This window comes from Rhodococcus sp. H36-A4 (assembly GCF_027158005.1).
Taxonomy (GTDB): domain Bacteria; phylum Actinomycetota; class Actinomycetes; order Mycobacteriales; family Mycobacteriaceae; genus Rhodococcoides.
The window spans coordinates 319,833-338,956 of sequence record NZ_JAPVLQ010000002.1 but is presented as its reverse complement, the minus strand read 5'-3'; the positions used below and the strand labels follow the sequence as shown (position 1 = coordinate 338,956).

Below are 19,124 nucleotides of genomic sequence, written 5' to 3'. Positions count from 1 at the left end.
ACGAAACCCGCGTCTGGTCGGTCGAATAGGTACCACGGACTCGATGCTCATACTTCGCTCGCAGCCGGTGGAATCAATGCTGCTCTGTCGACGATGAATCCCGAGGACTCGTGGCAGCAGCATGCTGCAGACACGGTGAAGGAAAGCTACTTTCTCGCCAATCCGCACACCGTCCACATCGTCGCCGAAGGCGCCGAGCGGGGTATCGCCGACCTGGTTCGCTACGGAATGCCCTTCGCCCGTGAGGAAGACAGCCGGATTCGACCTCACAACCTGTACGCGCTACCTCATTCACGCGGATGCCGTCATTCTCGCTGCCGGTGGTCACAATGCTTTCGACCTGAAGTCGGCAGCACTGGCTGCGCGGGCGACACTCGAAGCTGCGCAAGATCGCACGCGAGGCCATCCCGCCGATCCCTTCGGAGATCGGAGCTCTCATCCGCACGGTCGATTCCACCGGAAAGCTCGTCGAGTAACCCCGTCGTTGCGGGCGTCAGGCTGCCGCTCGCTCCACTTCGGGTTCGACCAGTTCGATCTGATCTATCCATTTGTCGGTGTACTGGAAATGTGGGCGTCGGTCGCCGATGTAGGAGCTGAGCCACGACACGACCGCCACATACCGGTTCCGAAAGCCCACCATGTACATCAGATGCACTGCCAGCCACAGAACCCAGGCGATCGGCCCCGCAATGTCCACCTTGCCGAACAGACGCGCGACGGCACTGAATCGACCGACGATCGACATACTGCCCTTGTCGACGTAGCGGAACGGTGTTCCTGCCTTCACCTTTCCGGTGATCATCTTGGCCGCATGCCTACCCTGCTGCATCGCGATAGGAGATTGACCGGGAAGGCTGTTCAGAGACGTGACGTCGCCGATGGCGAAGATGTCCGATGCCGAGCCGACAGTCAGGTCGTCGTGAATCAGTAGGCGTCCGGCGCGATCGGTTTCGCACCCTGTTCGCTCGGCGATCGTCGCGGCCAATGCGCTTGCCTGAACGCCTGCCGACCAAATGACAGTCTTGGCGGCGATGGTGCGTACGTCCTTGGTATCCACGTCTTTGATTGTGACGGTGTCATCGGCGATGTCGGTGACCATGGCACCGGTCACCACTTCCACCCCGGACCGTTCCAGTTTGGCGCGCGCATACTTGCTCAACCGCCCACCGTAGGCAGGCAATACATCTTTGACCCCGTCGACCAGCGTGACCGCGACGTCGTCCGGGGTGATGTCAGGGAACGAGGCGGCGAAATAGCGGTGTGCGAGATCGCGGATCTGACCGGCAAGTTCGACACCGGTCGCGCCGGCGCCGACAACGACAAAGCTCAGAAGCTCACGCTTGGCGTCGATGTCCGAGGTCAGATGCGCTTCTTCGTAGCAACTCAGGATCTGCTCGCGGAGGGCGATGGCGTCGTCCACGGTCTTGAGGGCGAAAGTGCGGTCCCTGAACTCGTCGTGACCGAAATATGCCTGCGTAGCGCCGGTAGCGACGATGAGGCGGCCGTACCGGATCGAACGGGTGGAGCCCGCTGCTGTGTAGGTGAGAACATGCCCCTCGGGATCTACGTCGACGACCCTGCCCAACCGGACATCGGCCGAGTCGTACTCGGCGAGGATGCGCCTGATCGGCGGGGCAATTTCTCCCGTCGAGATCATTCCGGTTGCTGCCTGATAGAGCAGCGGCTGGAACAGGTGCTCGGTAGTGCTGGAGATAAGCGAGAACTTCACGCCAGCCTTGCCCAGAGTCTTGGCGGCAGCCAAAGCTCCGAATCCTGATCCGACGATCACGACCTCGTACTCATCCACGACAAATCCTCCTACTCGAAAGCTGTTAGTTACATGCAACGCTTGTATTCGGTCGCTATCAACGCGAAAGATCGCATAGCATCAATGAGCAGAACTCATGGATGGAGAAAATATGGAACTACGACAGGTGAAATACTTCCTCGCCGTCGCCGAGGAGTTGAACTTTTCGCGGGCCGCCGAGCGCTTCTACATCTCCCAGTCCGCAGTCAGCCTGCAGATCGCCAAACTCGAACGCGAGATGGGCGAGCCCCTATTCGAACGGACATCACGGTCCGTCCGATTGACCACTGTCGGAGCACAATTGGTATCGATCGCCCGACACATGATCGAACTGGAACAGTCCGCACTCGCACTGACTGCGCGAAAACGCAACCAACTCAGACTGACCGGGAACATGACCTTCGCCGCGAACGCACTGGCCGCAATCGTTCGTGTGCGTGAGCAACACCCCGAGGCAGAAATCGACTTCGTACTCAAACGATTCGCCGAACAGATCGAAGCAGTCACGGCGGGGGATTGTCAGGTCGCACTCATCCGAGGCAGCGTCGAGAGGTCAGGATTGCAAGCAAAGGAGCTATGGACCGAAGACCTCGTAGTGGTCCTGTCGGAGCGGCACCCATTGGCCGACCGAATCGAACCGAGCCTGGAAGACCTCGCCGCGTACCCACTCCTGCTACCCAAGCGCAGCGAACAAATACTGCTGCACCGCGTCGTCGAAGGTGCGATGAAACGGAGCGGCCTGCGACTGACATTCGGCCCACCCGTAGCCCTCGACCACACCGCAAGCGCTGAACTGCTCAATCGCCCGGACTGCTGGTCGATCCTCTACGCCAGCACCGCCGCAGGCACCCCCACCAGCGGCCTCGTATTCCGACGGGAAGCAAAGCGTCGGTTACAACTCGCCGTATCTGCAGTCGTCGACGGCACAGTACCCGCCACCGATATTCAGCGAGACCTCGTTGCGGCACTGGCGGAAACGGCGCCCGAACCGCAGGAGAAGTGACCGGCACAGAATCACTGCGGTACAGCAATGACCACGCCCGAGGAGAGCGCTATCTGCTGCTCTGAAACTTCGGCCACGCTTTCACGCAACACCAGGTAAGCCTCGTCCAGCGATACGGCTGCGGACACGCTGGTTCGGTCGGAGAACTCGACGGTCGACTTGTCTCCCACTGTAATTCGGACGACCGTGGCTCCGACGGAAGGCAGCGCGATGACTGCAGGGATTGGTGCCGGGGGATCCGTAGGACCCGAGAGGACCTCGATGTCGCCACCCGCGAGACAGACCACCGTAGAACCGTCGGAACCTGTGTATTCCCAGGACTCGACCTCTTCGCGTGGGGCCGCTTCGACAACGGTTCCGTCGTCGAACAGGATCGTTAATTCACCGGAATCCGCGGACCCGACGCGCTCGCACAGACGACCGACGAGAGCAGCGGCAAGTCGCAGCCCTTCGAACTGATTGTCCTCGTCCACCAGCACGTCACCGATCACGAACTCGCTGAACGCAACGGTAGCGCCGCCGGCGAACTCGATACTCAGATCGAAGTCCAACAGAACGCGCGTGACGCGTCGGGACCGCAGTGCGAGTTCCATCGTTGCCAGTGTCATCACCGACGACTCCAATCCAGTGAGAGTTTCATTCGCCCGTTCGGTAGAGCCGCCAGAACCACACTGCCGTCACCGCCAACATGACAATGCCCGACCCCAGTGCGCCGACGACGAGAAGCATCGTTCCTAGAGCAGCGAGGCCGATGATCCCGGCCAGCTGAAGTCCGTCGCCGATGTGCACTAGAACCGTCCTCTGTCCTGGTCGGGGGTGCAACCCTATCGCTTGAACAATGCCGATGGCGGGAAGCGATGACCGTCAATTCTCGCAGGGAGCAGTTCGGCGGACCCGACGCGCTAGTGCGCTTTCGACCGCTTGGAAAGAACGCGGGTGATCCCGAGCTGGCCGCCGACGATTATCAGACCAACGATCAAACCGAGAATCGCGGACGCGATCGTATTGACGATCCATGCCAACACCCCTCCGATGCCGGCGATATCACCGACAGCGTCCTCGAGGTGGTGAACCAGCTGATAGATCGGATGAAAACCGAGATCGTCGATTCCGATGAGCAAAATGTGTCCACCGACCCACAACATGGCAGCGGTTCCCACGACGGACAGTACGGACATGACGTGTGGCATCCCACGCACCAGTCCGCGCCCAACCTTCTCCAACAACCCGGTCGAGTTCTCCGCAAGCTTCAGACCGATGTCATCCATTTTGACGATAAGCCCGACGACGCCATACACGACAATGGTAATCACGACTGCGACGACTGCAAGGACGACCAAGCGGTTCCAGAAACCCTCGCTCGCAATGGTATCGAGCGCAATGACCATGATCTCCGCGGACAGGATCAGATCGGTACGGACAGCCCCGGAGACGACGCTATCCTCATCGCGCGGCTCGTCTGCCGCCGCCTCATCATGCTCACCGTGGCCGAAGAGCACGCCCCAAATCTTGTGCACTGCTTCGTAACTGAGGTAACAACCGCCGAGCATCAGAATGGGGGTCAGCAGCCACGGAAGGAACTGACTGAGCAAAAGCGCGATGGGCAGAATGATGATGAGCTTGTTGCGCAGCGAACCGATGGCGATCCGCTTGATGATGGGCAGCTCACGCTCGGCGGCGAGGCCACGAACATACTGCGGCGTCACGGCCGCATCGTCGATGACTACACCGGCGGCCTTGGCTGTCGCTTTCGCGGTCGCCGCCCCGACGTCGTCGATCGATGCAGCGGCCAGACGAGCAAGCGCTGCGACGTCGTCGAGAAGAGCAACAAGTCCACCAGCCATCACAGACCTCCAAAAAATCAGCGCGTAGAGCATGTAGACGGTCGGCTCCATGAATGCGTCTGATCTCATGAACGTCGTCGTCGGCATCGGTCGTACAGCACAATACCGGCACCGGCCCGCCCCCTATGATCGGCGACTACCGGACAACACGGACACCCGGCTGCCCTTGATCCCTGAACAACCCGGGTACCCAGTCCAAGACCCCCCGATCAGGCTCCCGGGCTGTCTCCGAACATAAGCTCGCGGCCGCTGATCTCCGTAGGGACGATTTCGACGATGTTGTATTTGGTGGTGGGAACCCAGGAGACAAGGTCGAGAGCTTCGGCTTCGGCGATTTCCGCGGAGGTACTCAGGGTGCGGGCCGTGCCGTGCACGACAACGCTCCAACCGGAAACGCCGGGATTTATGTGATCGACTTCGAAGACGACGCGGTTCTCGATACTGAGCTCGACAAGTTTGGTGCCCTCCGCAGTCCGGAACAACAACCGACCGGCGTCGGCCAGGTAGTTGACAGGGACCACGTCGATACGACCGCCGACCGAGGTCACCAAGCGCCCCAGTCTCTCCGAACGCAGTGCATCCCAACTCTGCTCCTCGGTGAAGACACGAACCGGCCCAGCAGGGGTATGCGCATCAGGTGCGGTCATGACCCGATTCTCTCACTCCGGGAGCGTTATTGTCTGCCGTATCGGCAACACGTTCGGGGAGTGGCCGCCCGCGCGCCAACTGAGGTCAATGATGTTGTCGGCATGTCATTTTGGGTGTCGGTTCCGTTGCTCACACACTGCCCTTCGACGTCTGTTACACGTTGCTGTGGGGTTAGGGTCAAAGTGTCCGAGGAGTACGCGGCCGCCGTGTATCAGGGTTTTACGAGTGTCAATACGGCAGCAAACGGAAGAGGCAAGCAATGAAGGTTCGTGATCTGATGACCCGCGAAGTCGTGACCGCGCAACGCGACACACCGGTGCGGGAGGCGATCATGCTGTTGACCAGTAAGCGGTTCGCAGCGCTACCGGTCGTCGACCGGAAGGGCGCGCTGGTGGGGATCGTGTCGGAATCGGATCTGTTGGCGTTTCAGACATCGAATCCGAAAGCGGTGATCTCGCCGGCAGTGGTCAGCGAGGTCGAAACAGCAGAACCACAGTGGGAAGCGTCGACCGCCGCAGCGGTTATGTTGGATCGGCATGTGCGCTCGATGCCCGTCGTCGAGTCCGGGATTCTGGTTGGCGTCATCGCCCGCAGCGACGTATTACGAAGCCTGATCATCGGCGACAACGAGGTCATCGCCGCGAAAGTCCGCGCACTGCTCGACGACTACTCCGGCAGCACCCGTCGATGGGTGATCGCAGTCCGCAGCGGTGGTGTGGTGGAGATCGGAGGAGGGTTCGACGACGACACCGAACGGCATGTCGTGCATAGGTTGCTCTCGACCATCGACGGTGTCACCAAGGTGAACCTCGATACTCGTACTTCGGATTGAACTCGTGGCGTCGCACACGTCGGGCGGATGATTCGTGTGGCGTCTCGGAGTGGATGTGGGGAGCGTTCGGGCGGCCGTTGCCGTCCGAACGAGAAGACCATGGGGAAGAACCGACGAGGAGTGTTCTGGTTACCCAGTCTCGTTGCCCCTAAGCTGAATTCATGAAGTTGACGGACGATGCATCACGAAACTTCGACATCGGCCAGAAAAGTCTCTCACCTCGTCCGACACATCTGCGCCCTCGGCAACCATGAGACAGTATTCGCATGACCCAGTTTCAGATCGCCAAGACCGACCCGGCACGCACTCGGCTCATCGAGATGACTCCTGAGGACTATGCAGCGAGCATCGGTGAGGGCGATGTCCTGGTACGGGTCGATCGGTTCGGCCTGTCGTCGAACAACATCACCTACGTGGTGCTGGGTGATCGCTTCGGCTACTGGAAATTCTTTCCCGCCGCCCCCGGGCAGGACGACGGTGGTGGTGAGGGTCCCGAAGAGTGGGGCGTAATGCCGGTGTGGGGCTTCGGAGACGTGGTGGAGTCTCGTTGCGACAATGTCGAGGTGGGGGAGCGGCTGTTCGGCTACTTCCCGCCGGCCACGCATCTGGTGATGCACCCCGACCCTTCGAGACCGTCGGAGAGCCCGGTGCTGGACGCGTCTGCGCATCGCGAAAATCTTCCCCTCAGTTACAACACCTACGAGAGGGTGCTGCAGGAGCCGAATTACGACCCGGCCGACGACAACCTGCGGATGTTGCTCAACCCGCTGCAGATCACCGCTTGGGCGCTCTGGCAGGCAATGCGGGAAGCGGAATGGTTCGCCGCTGAACAAGTCGTCATCGTATCGGCGTCCTCCAAAACCGGCCTCGGCCTCGCCCAGGCGTTGAAGCGAGATCAGACTTCACCAGAGATCGTCGGGCTCACCTCGTCGAAAAACCGCGACTTCATCGTGAGCCTCGACCTCTACGACCGGGTCGTAACCTACGACGAGATCGAGGAGTCACTCCCCCCGCGGCCCAGCGTCGTCGTCGACATGGCGGGTAGCGGCGCAGTACTCGGACGAGTGCACCGTCATCTCGGACAGGCGATGCTCCGTTCGCTCAACGTCGGCCTGACCCACTGGGATGAGGCCGGTGGTGGGACAGACATCATCCGTGAGCGCAGCGAGATGTTCTTCGCACCCGGAGTCATCGAAGAACGAATGAAGCAGTGGGGCGCCGCAGAGTTCACTCGGCAGACCCGGGAATTCCTGACACGCGCCTTTGACGAAAGTCGAGGCTGGCTCACGATCGAGACCGTGCAGGGCCTCGATGGCATGGAAGCAAAGTATGCCGCCGTTCGCGACGGATCACTGGCCCCTGACCGCGGGATCATCGTTTCCCCTGACCAGGGCCTCGACGCAGCGCTACAGTAACGGCTCGATTCGAATCGAATACGGCCCCAATCTCGAACTCCGTTTCGCTGCAGCGAGTGACCACCCGTCGCGAGTCGTCAAGTCCAGATCCGCGGAAGTTGGACACTGCACCCAACTGAAGCGAAATCCGCAGATCTTCGACCTGGAGGTAAAGAGAACTACCCCCGCGCCATATCCACGAACCTGGACAGGTGAAGCTGATGCGCCACAGTGATTGTCGCGGTCGGACCGTTACGGTGCTTGCCTAGTATCAGGTCGGCCTCGCCGCCGCGGGGATCGTCACGCTCGATTGCATCTGGACGGTGCAGCAGGATGACCATGTCGGCGTCCTGCTCCAACGAACCGGACTCACGGAGGTCGGACACCATCGGCTTCTTGTCCGTTCGCTGTTCCGGGCCACGGTTGAGCTGACACACCGCAACCACGGGGCATTCGAGTTCCTTGGCCAGCAGCTTGAGCTGACGGGAGAAGTCCGAGACTTCCTGCTGCCTCGACTCGACCTTCTTGCCGGACGACATCAGCTGAAGGTAGTCCACCACAATGAGTTTCAGGCCGTTGCGCTGCTTGAGGCGACGCGCTTTGGCGCGGATCTCCATCATCGTGAGGTTCGGTGAGTCGTCGACGAACAACGGCGCTTCACTGATCTCGCTCATACGACGCGCTAGACGAGTCCAGTCTTCGTCGGTCATCTTTCCGGAGCGCATGTCGCCGAGCTTGATACCGGCCTCGGCCGACAGCAGTCGCATCACAATCTCGGTGCGGCTCATTTCCAGCGAAAAAATGACACTTGGCATGCCGTGCTTGATGGAGCACGAACGCATGAAATCCATCGAAATTGTTGAGTTGTGCGTCGGGATCATCGACTCACTGGCCAGGTAGAGGTGATCGGCATTGTCGACCTCGACGCAACGCACTGGAACGGAGTCGACCTTGCGGACGTCGACGATGAAGCGAGATCCGGAGCGTACAGACGAGCTCGCTGCGCGACGCTCCTTGTGCAGGATCTGCTTTCGATGCAAACCGAATACCACGTCATCAGTCGCGAAGGTCAAGGCATAGGCCGTCGACGCCTCGCTACGCCCCTTTACTCGTTTCGTCGACATCTGCACGCGATAACCGAGGCTGGCGACGAGTTCGCGAACACCCTGGACAAAACGCTCACTGGTCACGCAGAACTGAACCGACCCGCCACCCGTCACCGTCCCGTCGGTATCGAGCAGGCCCGCGAGGAGTGCTCGACGTTGACCTTCGGAGCCACGCAGGTACTCACTCGGGATGTGCTTGTCGCCGAGTACACCAATAGTCCGCAGGTAGAGATCAGCTTTCGTCACCTCTAAGCCTTCACCCTCGATACGAGTGATGATCTCGGGATCAGCGCTCGTGATTTGAGCGCACGCAGAGGTACCGTCGCCGAGCCAAGCGCCCAACGTATACGGCGGCACCATCAGTTCACGCTCGGGGAGCTGCAAGGCCTCGGCATTGACCACCGAGTGGTTGATGCGAGCGTCTTTGGTGTTGCAGCGAACCGTCCGCGCAATCTCTTCGGTCGTACGTACTTCAGCAAAAGTGCGCTGATTGCGAGTGCGGTTGTATCCGACTGCAGCGGCCTGGGCGGACTTCCGCGACGCGCGAGTATCTGTCAGCCACTGATGCTGCGCGTCCGCAACGATCACTGTGCCGTCGGAGAACTCGAGCTCGAAGCACGGGCGGTCGACCATGACGTCGGTGGCTGCAACAACGCGGGTGGGCCTGCCGTTGGCATCGATCAATTGGTCACCCACCATCACTTCACCCATGGTGGTCCAGCCATCGGGCGTAGGCAGGGGAGTATCGAGCGCCAGTGCCTTTCCCACACCAGGCCTGGCCGCAACGATGATCATCTGACCTGGGTGAAGACCGTTGGTGATCTCGTCGAGTTCCGCGAATCCGGTGGGGACACCGAGCGAAATTCCTCCGCGGCTGGCGATCGAGTCGATCTCGTCCATGGTCGGCTGGAGTAGCTCTTCGAGGGGGATGAAGTCTTCCGAAGTGCGACGCTCGGTGACCTCGTAGACCTCGGCCTGCGCCCGGTCGACCACTTCGGCCACATCTTGGCCGTCGGCGCCGGCGTAGCCGAACTGAACGATGCGAGTGCCGGCCTGAACGAGCCGCCGCAAAATCGACTTCTCCGCGACGATCTCCGCGTAGTAGCCGGCGTTGGCCGCCGTCGGCACGGTCTGAGTGAGCGTGATCAGGTACGGCGGGCCGCCGATCCTCTTCAGTTCGCCACGTCTGTCCAGTTCGGCCGAGACGGTGACGGGGTCGGCGGGCTCCCCGCGGCTGTAGAGGTCGAGAACGGCGTCGTAGATGTTCTGGTGAGCCGGACGGTAGAAGTCGCCGGGGCGCAGCACCTCGAGGACGTCAGCGATGGCGTCCTTGCTCAGGAGCATGCCGCCCAGTACCGACTGCTCTGCAGCCATGTCCTGCGGGGGCTGCCGACCGAAGTCCTCGCCTGGGGCCTCTCGTGGTGCCTCGGAGGAGTAATTCGATTGACCTCGATCATCTACAACAGCCACCGAATTCGACCGTCCTTCCTGTCGGAAATCACCATCGTCGTTTTGGCCCGGCGACGTACTGCAACAAGACGTACTGCAACAAGTTGTACCCCTCGACTACGACACCCCCGGGTACTGAGCGCCGCCACCGAACACACCCACCTTGTGCGGTGGAGAGACGCTCGAGGGACGTTAGGTGTTCTCGTCGTCAGTCACAACACGGCCTGTGGATGAACCTGTGGAGTAATTGTGGATAGTTCATACGAACCGTGTTGACCACCTGGGGATAACCTGGGTATAACTTTTCCAATTTTGGCCATATCACCAGCTCAGAGGATGTATATAAAGTTTCTCTCCTGTGCATGGATTATTTCGCGGCGTGTCGTCCGAGTTGACAACTCGGGCGTGTTGAATAAACAGCAAGTGAATTAAAAAGTGAATTAGGTCACAGTGACTGGGAACACTCACTAAAACCGGCAACAGGATTGGTCTGCGTCACTTTTGCCGATCTCACCCATGAATCCGGGCTCGAACGTTCAGCGACTCGGCTCTCCTGCGCGTCACCGAGGCCCTCGCCATTCGGCAAGATCCGCCGATCTCGACCCAGGCGTTACAGATTCCGACCGCCGCCTCGCCCGCCCAGTCGGGACCTCACGACACCAACCCCTCCGCAGCGATGAACCGGGCCGCGTCCGACTGCACAACGGCTCATGCGCAACCCCCGGCCCTTCCGCGTCCACGCCGCGATACAGCAGACCATCGGGACAAGAAAAGGCCCCACGAACCTAGAGTTCATGGGGCCTTTCTCAGCCGATACGGCCGAAGCTACGAATCAGCTTCCGACGACGTCCAGCTTGAACTTTGCGGTCACATCGGGGTGCAGGTTGACGACGATGTCGTGGCCACCCGTGCTCTTGATGTGGGCCTTCGGCAGATCGATGCTGCGCTTGTCGACGATCGGGCCGCCCGCTGCCTTGAGAGCAGAAGCAACGTCCGCAGCCGTAACCGAGCCGAACAGCTTGCCCGAATTGCCTGCAGTCTTCACTGCCAGCTTGACGGACTCGAGTCCTTCGATTGCCTGCTTGAGCTCGTTGGCGTGCTCGAGGCCGCGGACGGCACGAGCTTCCTGAGCGCGGCGAATGCCCTCTACCTGCTTTTCGGCTCCGCGAGTGGCCAGGATGGCCAACTTGCGGGGCAGCAGGAAGTTGCGGCCGTATCCGTCTTTGACCTCGACGGTGTCGCCGGGCGTACCGAGATTGTCAACATCAGCGGTGAGGATCAGCTTCATGAGTGATCTCCCTTTCTATCGTGCCGTCGCGGCGTAAGGAAGCAATGCAACCTCACGCGAATTCTTCACGGCAACGGCCACGTCGCGCTGATGCTGGACGCAGTTGCCGGTGACTCGACGCGCGCGGATCTTGCCGCGGTCGCTAACGTACTTACGCAGCAGCGTCGTGTCCTTGTAATCGATCGACGCGTCCTTTTCCTTGCAGAAGGAACACGCTTTCTTCTTGAGCACCTTGTCGCGCAATGGCGGTTTTGGCATGGTCTTTCTCCGTTACATCTGGGTGTTCTCGATCTTTCAAGGATCTAGAACGGGGGTTCGTCGTCTCCGCCGCGAGCTCCACCGAACGAACCCGACGCCTGAGGCGCACTGCCCCAAGGGTCATCTCCGCCGGTGGGTGCCGAGTTGGCGTTCGACGACGAGCGTCCGCCGCCTGATCCACCTGAGGAACCGGAGCCGCCGCCGCCGAAGCCGCCGCCTGCTCCACCACCACCGCGATTGGCCTTGTTGACCTTTGCGGTTGCGTAGCGCAGGGATGGGCCGATCTCATCGACCTCGAGCTCTACGACAGTCCGCTTTTCGCCCTCACGCGTTTCATATGAACGCTGCCTGAGCCGTCCGGTCACGACTACTCGCGCACCGCGGGTCAAGCTCTCGGCCACATTCTCCGCAGCTTCACGCCAGATGTTGCAGCGCATGAAGAGTGCGTCTCCGTCTTTCCATTCGTTGGACTGACGATCGAACGTGCGGGGAGTGGACGCAACGGTGAAGTTGGCCACGGCCGCGCCGGCCGGGGTGAAACGAAGCTCTGGATCTGCCGTCAAGTTCCCGACGACGGTGATGACGGTCTCGCCTGCCATGGTTCCTCTTTCAGTAGAAAGTCATTGTTGATGCCAGCCTAGAGGCGAGCAACGACAATTACTTGCCCTGTCGCAGGACCTTCGTGCGCAGCACGGACTCGTTGAGTCCGAGCTGGCGGTCGAGTTCCTTGACAGTCGCAGGCTCGGCGTTGATGTTCACAACGGCGTAGATGCCCTCGGCGTGCTTCAGGATCTCGTAGGCCAGACGACGCTTGCCCCAGACATCGACCTTGTCGACGCTGCCGCCGTCCTTGCGAACGACGTTGAGGAACGTATCGAGAGACGGAGCGACAGTGCGCTCGTCCAGGTTGGGGTCGAGAATGACCATCAATTCGTAATGACGCATAAGACCTCATCACCTCCTGTGGACTAGTGAAAACGGCCACGGACTATCCGTGGCAGGAGGGTCGTTGCGTCAGCAACCCTTGGAGGGTACACGGCTATACCCTGACCTGCGAAATCAAACGACGGTGCCAGAGCACTGTCGGTGGCGACATAGGCTTGTCTCCATGCGATCAGGGCAACGCACGTCGATGGCGACCATGGTCGCAGTGGTGGCGCTGTGTGCCGTGACCCTGGCGCTCGGCTACTTCAACAAGGCCCGCTGCGCCGTCGCTCCGTTCCTCGACAACGGTCGCAGTACCGCGTTCGACACAGTCAAGGACAGTTGGGTCTGCTATTCCGACATCCAGTTCTTGTGGCTCGGACGCGATATCGACAATCACGTCTTTCCCTATCTCAGCGGTGCCATCACGCCCAACGGAATTCTCACCGGCGGAACCGTCGAATATCCGGTCTTGAGCGGTCTTTTGATGTGGCTCGGTGCGATCCCATCACATACCGATGCAGAATTTTTGCTCTATTCGAGTGCGCTGCTCGCACCGTTCGGCCTGTTGACGGCGTGGATGCTCGGGCGTCTCGCGGGCAAGCCTGCACTGTTGTGGTCGGCTGGTCCTCCGTTGGTGCTCTACGCATTCCACAACTGGGAACTACCGGTGGTCGCAACGGCCGTCGGCGCCGTATTCGTCATGGCCTTCCGAATTCCGTTGCGCACGAGAGGGATGCTGGCCGCAGTTCTACTCGCGATCGGATTCTGCCTCAAGTTGTACCCGGGCGCATTCGTGCTGCCACTACTCCTCTACGTCGCCTACGGCGGGAACGGTGGTCGCGAACTGCCCCACACGGTTCGAGGTCGGTTCGACATTCAGGGTGCGATCGGCGTTGCCTTGGCAGCGATCGGCACCGTCGTCGCAATCAACCTTCCCTTCGCCGTACTGGGCTACGAGGGTTGGCGGGCCTCGTTCGCCTTCCAAACTCTGCGCCAAGCCGATATCACCACCAACTCCATTTGGTATTGGGGAGTACGTCACCTCTACATGAGCGATTCCATGACGCCGGAGGACTATCTGCGCGCCGAAGCGTCGTTCCAGGACACCGTCGATGTGTTGTCACCGCTGCTAGTTTTCGCAGCATTCGGGTTGGCACTGTGGCTCGGTCTGCGGAGGATGAAGGTCGAACACGCCTACCCCTGGATCGCCGTCAGTGGCTCGATGCTCTGCGGATTCCTACTCCTGCACAAGGTGCACTCACCGCAGTACACCCTCTGGCTTGTTCCGTTCTTCGTTCTTCTCCGCGTGCCATGGGCCCTGGTCGGTGCGTACTTGGTGGCAGACCTCTCGATGGGCATCGGGGTATTCAAGTACTTCGGAGCGCTGGCGGAGGGGTCGGACAGCACGACCGAGAAGTTCTTCGTCGAGGTGGGCGTGTGGGGACGCGCGGTGCTGCTCGTGGTCTTCTTCTTCGTCTTCCTCCGCGCCCGCCTACGAAACCCTGGCCAGACGCATCCAGCAAACGCCGATGACCTCGTCGGTGGCTCCGACACTGCGACGTCGACAACCGAAACACGACGCAACTCGCCGACCCGGTAACAAACCGACCCCTTGTTCCGACTAGTCGGTAGGCAGCCGAAGTAGTTGTCGTGAGGCTGGGCGGAGGCGGAGCATGACGCAGGGCTCGGGGGGATCGATGCCGACCGAAGGCAATGTTCGCCGCAGGATCGGTTTGGTCGAGGATCACGAGTCGGTTGCGCTTGGCCTTCGATCGATTCTCGCCGACCAATCGGATCTGGATCTGGTGGCTGTCGCTGCCACTGTCGACGAACTTCTGGTCTCGGGTCCGAAGCTGGACCTCGTCGTCCTCGATCTTCGTCTCGGCGACGGGTCTTCACCGCGTTCGAATGTCGAGAAGTTGCACGCCGCAGGTGCTCGGGTCCTGGTGTACACCGGTGCCGAGAATCCGTTTCTCGTTCGGTCCGCCGCGAGGGCGGGAGTTCTGGGCGTCGTCCGCAAGTCCGAGCCCGCCGCAGCGATCGTCTCGGCTATCCGACGCGCCGCCGCCGGGGGCCAGGTCGTCACCACTGATTGGGCTGCGGCTATCGACGGCGACCCGCAACTGCCCGATGTCGGCTTGAGTCCACGTCAACGCGAAGTACTGGCGTTGTATGCGTCGGGAGAGAAGGCCGGCCGCGTCGCGCGTCTGGCTGGGCTGTCGGAGCAAACCGTCAACGACTACCTGGTTCGGATCAGAAACAAGTATGCCCAGGCGGGGCGCCCTGCGCCGACGAAAACCGATCTCTACAAGCGAGCTGTCGAAGACGGATGGCTTCCGATGCCGGAAGTGCCGCCGGTGAACTGAGGGCGTTCGGGGTGAATTGCCCAGGTCGGTAAGGATTCAATGCCCCTAGTTTTGAGGGCAGACAACCTGCCCGCCACCTGTGAAACTCGAGTCAACGGTTAGTAAAGGCCACAGCCGCACCAGTACGGGGAGAACGCCATGTCAACAGGTTTCGATGCGACAGCTATCTGTATGTCCGGTCTTTCGGCACCGATCGTCGAGCGTCCTTCACGCCCACAGATCAGCCTCGCGCCGCCGGTTCAGGCTCGTCCTGTCGCCGGAATGTCGGGCTCGTTCCTGCCCAAACCGGCGTTGACCGGACGCGAAATCCAGGTGCTTACCGGTTGGATCCGCTGCGACTCCAAAACCGAGGTGGCCAAGTCTCTGTTCCTGTCATTGGGCACCGTCAACACACATCTGACGCGAATTCGGGCGAAATACGCGGCGGTCGGCCGCCCGGCCTCGACCAAAGCATCGCTGGTGGCGCGGGCTCTGCAGGACGGGATGATCGATATCGCGGAGCTGTAGGTACTTCAGCGCCGACCGACGTATTGATTGTGTACAGATTTCGGTACACCCCTTCTCAGATGCCGGTTGCGCGCGCAGTATCGACGGGGGCGGTCGGGCGCTCGGCATGGGGGGAAGAACGTCTCTGGTGCTGGATTTCTTACTGCAGGAGGTACACGTTGTCGAGTTCGCCACGTCCACCCACGATTGCGCGGGATACAGGAGCGGAGTCTGCACGTTATTCGGTGTCGACCAGCGAACTCGATGGATACCTGTATCGCAGACCCGCGCTCAGCGCCCGCGAAGTCGAAGTCATGCTTGCGTGGTTCTCATCGGATTCGAAAGCCGACGCCGCATCTACGGTCCGCATTTCTGTCGGCACCGTCAACACTCATCTCACTCGCATTCGCCACAAGTACGCGGCGGTAGGTAGGCCTGCATCGACGAAGGCCGCCCTGTTCGCTCGCGCGCTACAGGACGGCCACACCAAGCTCAACCATTGGTGACGGAGGGATTTCCCCTACTCGTTACACCGTGAGTTTCGTGTCCTCACCCTGCTCGACCAGCTTCTTGTTGCGCCTGATACTGCTGATCAGAGCAGCGCCGATGAACAGAATGCCGACGAAGCCGGTGATCAGCTCGTTGATCTCCACTCCGATCGATACCAGCAGAATTATCGCCAGTGCTCCGATGGCCCAGTGCGCACCATGCTCGAGGTAGACGTAATCGGACAGCGTGCCCTTGCGGACCAGGAACACCGTGATGGATCGGACGAACATCGCACCGATGAATCCGAGGCCGAGGGCGATGATGATCGGGTCCGCGGTGATCGCGAAAGCGCCGATGACACCGTCGAACGAGAACGAAGCGTCGAGGACCTCGAGGTAGAGGAACAGGAAGAACCCGGCCTTGCCGGTCGCCTTGGCCAGTTCGCTCGGACCACTCGATGCCTCTTCGCCCTCTTCGTCGGTATGGAACAACTCACCCAGTCCGTTGACGGCGATGTAGGTGATCATGCCGAGCACGCCGGCGACCATGACCGTGGAAATCTTGTCGTCGTCGGCGAGGAACTCCGCGCTGAGCACCAGCAGCAGACCAGCCACGACGACAGCGAGCTGATCGAGCTTGCCGATCTTGGCCAACGGCTTCTCGAGCCAGCTCAACCAGGTGATCTCACGGTCTTCGAAGATGAATCCGAGGAACAGCATCAACAGGAACATGCCACCGAACGCAGCAATCTGAGGATGCGCATCGGTGAGGAGGGTCTCGTAGCTGGGACTGCCGTCGGGGAATGTCGCAGCACCGTTCTCCGGCGGATTGAGTGCAAGTTGAATCGCTGCGACGGGTCCGAGACCGGATGCGGCCCAGACGATGACGAGCGGGAAGAGCAACCGCATACCGAACACTGCGATGACAATGCCGATGGTCAAGAATATCTTTTGCCAGAATTCGCTCATTCGGCGAAGCACGGTGGCATTGATGACCGCGTTGTCGAACGACAAAGACACTTCGAGGACACCAAGAATCAAGACGAGAATCATCGCCTCGAGGCCACCGTAGAGGAAGGCGACGATCACCGAAACAATCGTGACTCCGATGGACCATCCGAATATCCGTAGAACCACTGTCGGTGGCCTTTCTCTTGGCAGCAATAAAAACAAATAGGGGAGAACCCCGATACATCATGAATGATGCGGCGGGATTTTCCCCTATCGAAGTTCGACTTACGAACCTTAGACGTTCACGCCGAAGTCACGAGCGATTCCGGCGAGGCCGGAGGCGTAGCCCTGGCCCACGGCACGGAACTTCCACTCGGCACCGTTGCGGTACAGCTCACCGAAAACCATGGCGGTCTCGGTAGAGGCATCCTCGCTGAGGTCGTAGCGGGCGAGTTCGGAATTGTCGGCCTGGTTCAACACGCGGATGAACGCATTGCGCACCTGCCCGAACGACTGCGACCGCGCGTCGGCGTCGTAGATCGAGACGGGGAAGGTGATCGTTTCGATCTCCGGCGGGACGGCAGCAAGATCGACCTTGATCTGCTCGTCGTCGCCCTCGCCCTCACCTGTGGTGTTGTCGCCGGTGTGCTCGATCGAGCCGTCGGGGGACTTGAGGTTGTTGAAGAACACGAAGTGTCCGTCGCTCAATGCCTTCTTCGTCGAGTTCAGCGCGATGGCGCTGGCGTCGAGGTCGAAGTCCGTTCCGGTCGTCGTTCGAATGTCCCAACCGAGTCCGACCGTGACCGCGGTCAGGTTCGGAGCTGCCTTGGTGAGTGAAACATTGCCGCCCTTGCTGAGGCTGACGCCCATGTCTGTCCTTTCGTGTGGATTCCGCTACGACTTTCCACCGTAGTGGTCATCTGTCCGATTTGTGAGGAGCTCGCGGTCACACCGCAGGCCCGATCCTGTTTGTCGTAGTTGCACTACGGCAACGTGCACACCACGGCGGGAAGTTCCCGTCAGTACTATCGAGCGGGTGACAAGTCGCTGGCCTGGGACCTTCCGCCGCGGAGGTGGATCGGAGTCTGCTGCGCGCGCAGCACAGGAGAGCGCCGTCGCTGCCTTCCTCGACATGGACAAACGACAGTCGATCGCGTCCACGGGTGTCGACGCAATCCGGGCTCTCACTCCCGCACGCGACATCACGTCCTTGTGGCACGACACCGAAAAGAAGTGTTTCGAAGCCGGCGCTGCCTACTTGGCGGCGGTGGATCAGTTCGACGGCATCACCACCCCTGCGGCACAGCACGCATTCGACGCCGCGACGCAAGCGCTGGGCGAAGCATGTCGCGCCGTCGACGAGTTCTACCAAGCGCACCGAATCGACCTCGAACAAGCACGTTCCACGCTCGCCGCTACCCCGCGCCTGGCTCAGGATGCCAAGGCTCTTGCCGAGAAGGCCCAGTTGGCCGTCGCGGCCGCCGATGACAGCTTTACCGACTACCCGTCGATACGAGCTGCATGGCAGACACTCGACGCCGGCGTTGCCACCCTCGACGGCGCCACCGCGTCAGGTGACGCTCTGGGCGTCCGAAATGCCGCCGCCGCAGTTCGTGAGGCCGCAGCAGCGCTGGAGGCTGCTCTCGAAGCCGCTCCGGCCCGAGCGAAGGAAGCGCGCTCGGCCCTCTCGTCGGTCCGCACACGCCTCGAGGCTGTCCGCACGCGCTTCGAACGACTCGCACCTGCCTTCTCGACGTTGCTCCGCGAGTTCAATGTCGCCAGCTCCGCCGACCTCTCGGCCAACGAGCACATGAGCGCCCGCTACATCGAGCAGGCCTCGGAAGACCTCGCCGCCGCGCGGGCGGCCGCCGACGCGAGTAACCCCGAACAGGCTCTCGACTACATCGCACAAGCTCGCGCTCGCCTTGCCGACGCCGAGGCCCTCGTCGATGCCGTCACCGATCGAGTCGAACTGCTGCGTGCGGTGAAGGCAAACCCACGGGAGAAGGAACGGGCGGTACGTTTCACGTTACGAGACGCACAACAGTTGGCCGTGAACCGCGGCCTGGTTGCAGAGTGGGGATCGGTATTGGATGCTCAGCTGGCTCGAATCGAGAGAGCAAGCAATGCACTATCCGGAACTCACCCCGATTACTGGTCCTACCTGCAAGATCTGAATACCATTTCGGGCTTCATTTCCGGGGTTGTCGACAGGATGCGAGGCTCGGCTCGCTGATTGCCGAACTCCACAATTCATTTGCTCACGAACGCTAAGGA

The 19,124-nt window shown here is 60.8% G+C and carries 21 protein-coding genes; 9 read left to right on the top strand and 12 right to left on the bottom strand.

Annotation, left to right across the window (positions count from 1 at the left end; translation table 11 throughout):
• Nucleotides 1-93: 93 nt before the first annotated feature.
• Entirely contained in the window at nt 94-597 is a 504-nt protein-coding gene (locus O1W68_RS06420) for an FAD-binding protein (RefSeq protein WP_269302053.1), read from the top strand.
• Here O1W68_RS06420 and O1W68_RS06415 read toward each other — a convergent pair.
• Nucleotides 494-1,807 carry an NAD(P)/FAD-dependent oxidoreductase gene (locus O1W68_RS06415; protein ID WP_269302052.1) on the bottom strand — a complete coding sequence of 438 codons (1,314 nt, stop codon included), beginning with the start codon at nt 1,805-1,807 and terminating at the stop codon, nt 494-496. The two genes, O1W68_RS06420 and O1W68_RS06415, sit on opposite strands and share 104 nt — an antisense overlap.
• A gap of 97 nt (nt 1,808-1,904) precedes the next feature.
• On the opposite strand from O1W68_RS06415, the gene O1W68_RS06410 reads away from it, so the two are divergent.
• The gene (locus O1W68_RS06410; protein WP_269302051.1) at nt 1,905-2,810 is read left to right on the top strand and encodes a LysR substrate-binding domain-containing protein; all 906 of its coding nucleotides are present in this window, start codon (nt 1,905-1,907) and stop codon (nt 2,808-2,810) included.
• An 11-nt stretch (nt 2,811-2,821) separates the two neighbouring features.
• Here O1W68_RS06410 and O1W68_RS06405 read toward each other — a convergent pair whose 3' ends face one another.
• The 4 genes from O1W68_RS06405 to O1W68_RS06390 form a co-directional block, all read right to left on the bottom strand.
• Nucleotides 2,822-3,418 (bottom strand): DUF6188 family protein, encoded by a 597-nt coding sequence (locus O1W68_RS06405; protein WP_269302050.1) that lies wholly within the window; start codon nt 3,416-3,418, stop codon nt 2,822-2,824.
• Nucleotides 3,419-3,446: 28 nt separating this feature from the next.
• Entirely contained in the window at nt 3,447-3,599 is a 153-nt protein-coding gene (locus O1W68_RS06400; RefSeq protein WP_269302049.1) for a hypothetical protein, read from the bottom strand.
• A gap of 113 nt (nt 3,600-3,712) precedes the next feature.
• Entirely contained in the window at nt 3,713-4,654 is a 942-nt protein-coding gene (locus O1W68_RS06395) for a DUF808 domain-containing protein (protein ID WP_269302843.1), read from the bottom strand.
• 209 nt (nt 4,655-4,863) lie between these two features.
• Entirely contained in the window at nt 4,864-5,301 is a 438-nt protein-coding gene (locus O1W68_RS06390) for a pyridoxamine 5'-phosphate oxidase family protein (RefSeq protein ID WP_136170650.1), read from the bottom strand.
• Between the two features lie 278 nt (nt 5,302-5,579).
• On the opposite strand from O1W68_RS06390, the gene O1W68_RS06385 reads away from it, so the two are divergent.
• On the top strand, nt 5,580-6,134 hold the full coding sequence (locus tag O1W68_RS06385; protein ID WP_269302048.1) for a CBS domain-containing protein: 555 nt from the start codon (nt 5,580-5,582) through the stop codon (nt 6,132-6,134).
• A 266-nt stretch (nt 6,135-6,400) separates the two neighbouring features.
• A complete protein-coding gene (locus tag O1W68_RS06380; RefSeq protein WP_269302047.1) occupies nt 6,401-7,549 on the top strand; it encodes a DUF2855 family protein in 1,149 nt (382 codons plus the stop codon).
• A 158-nt stretch (nt 7,550-7,707) separates the two neighbouring features.
• Here the strand turns inward: O1W68_RS06380 and dnaB are convergent, their stop codons facing one another.
• The 5 genes from dnaB to rpsF form a co-directional block, all read right to left on the bottom strand.
• Nucleotides 7,708-10,104, bottom strand: coding sequence for a replicative DNA helicase (gene dnaB / locus O1W68_RS06375; protein ID WP_269302046.1), 2,397 nt, complete (start codon nt 10,102-10,104; stop codon nt 7,708-7,710).
• A gap of 811 nt (nt 10,105-10,915) precedes the next feature.
• Nucleotides 10,916-11,371, bottom strand: a complete 456-nt coding sequence (gene rplI, locus O1W68_RS06370) for a 50S ribosomal protein L9 (protein ID WP_186627378.1) — start codon at nt 11,369-11,371, stop codon at nt 10,916-10,918.
• A 15-nt stretch (nt 11,372-11,386) separates the two neighbouring features.
• Complete coding sequence (gene rpsR / locus O1W68_RS06365; protein WP_084345822.1) at nt 11,387-11,629, bottom strand: 30S ribosomal protein S18; 243 nt, start codon at nt 11,627-11,629, stop codon at nt 11,387-11,389.
• Between the two features lie 44 nt (nt 11,630-11,673).
• Nucleotides 11,674-12,228 carry a single-stranded DNA-binding protein gene (locus tag O1W68_RS06360; RefSeq protein ID WP_269302045.1) on the bottom strand — a complete coding sequence of 185 codons (555 nt, stop codon included), beginning with the start codon at nt 12,226-12,228 and terminating at the stop codon, nt 11,674-11,676.
• Nucleotides 12,229-12,286: 58 nt separating this feature from the next.
• Nucleotides 12,287-12,574 (bottom strand): 30S ribosomal protein S6, encoded by a 288-nt coding sequence (rpsF, locus tag O1W68_RS06355; RefSeq protein WP_186627379.1) that lies wholly within the window; start codon nt 12,572-12,574, stop codon nt 12,287-12,289.
• Between the two features lie 163 nt (nt 12,575-12,737).
• Between rpsF and O1W68_RS06350 the strand changes: the two genes are divergently transcribed.
• The 4 genes from O1W68_RS06350 (at nt 12,738) to O1W68_RS06335 (ending at nt 15,914) form a co-directional block, all read left to right on the top strand.
• Complete coding sequence (locus tag O1W68_RS06350) at nt 12,738-14,156, top strand: glycosyltransferase family 87 protein (RefSeq protein ID WP_269302044.1); 1,419 nt, start codon at nt 12,738-12,740, stop codon at nt 14,154-14,156.
• Nucleotides 14,157-14,229: 73 nt separating this feature from the next.
• The gene (locus O1W68_RS06345; RefSeq protein WP_269302043.1) at nt 14,230-14,922 is read left to right on the top strand and encodes a response regulator transcription factor; all 693 of its coding nucleotides are present in this window, start codon (nt 14,230-14,232) and stop codon (nt 14,920-14,922) included.
• Between the two features lie 138 nt (nt 14,923-15,060).
• Nucleotides 15,061-15,429: a response regulator transcription factor gene (locus O1W68_RS06340; RefSeq protein ID WP_269302042.1), complete on the top strand. Its 369-nt coding sequence runs from the start codon at nt 15,061-15,063 to the stop codon at nt 15,427-15,429.
• Nucleotides 15,430-15,653: 224 nt separating this feature from the next.
• Nucleotides 15,654-15,914 carry a helix-turn-helix transcriptional regulator gene (locus tag O1W68_RS06335; RefSeq protein ID WP_269302842.1) on the top strand — a complete coding sequence of 87 codons (261 nt, stop codon included), beginning with the start codon at nt 15,654-15,656 and terminating at the stop codon, nt 15,912-15,914.
• Between the two features lie 21 nt (nt 15,915-15,935).
• On the opposite strand, the gene O1W68_RS06330 is transcribed toward O1W68_RS06335, so the two are convergent.
• Nucleotides 15,936-17,033 (bottom strand): DUF475 domain-containing protein, encoded by a 1,098-nt coding sequence (locus O1W68_RS06330; RefSeq protein WP_269302041.1) that lies wholly within the window; start codon nt 17,031-17,033, stop codon nt 15,936-15,938.
• Between the two features lie 108 nt (nt 17,034-17,141).
• On the bottom strand, nt 17,142-17,717 hold the full coding sequence (locus tag O1W68_RS06325; protein WP_084345828.1) for a TerD family protein: 576 nt from the start codon (nt 17,715-17,717) through the stop codon (nt 17,142-17,144).
• Nucleotides 17,718-17,979: 262 nt separating this feature from the next.
• Here O1W68_RS06325 and O1W68_RS06320 point away from each other — a divergent pair, with 262 nt between their 5' ends.
• On the top strand, nt 17,980-19,083 hold the full coding sequence (locus O1W68_RS06320; RefSeq protein WP_269302840.1) for a hypothetical protein: 1,104 nt from the start codon (nt 17,980-17,982) through the stop codon (nt 19,081-19,083).
• The last annotated feature ends 41 nt before the right edge of the window (nt 19,084-19,124 follow it).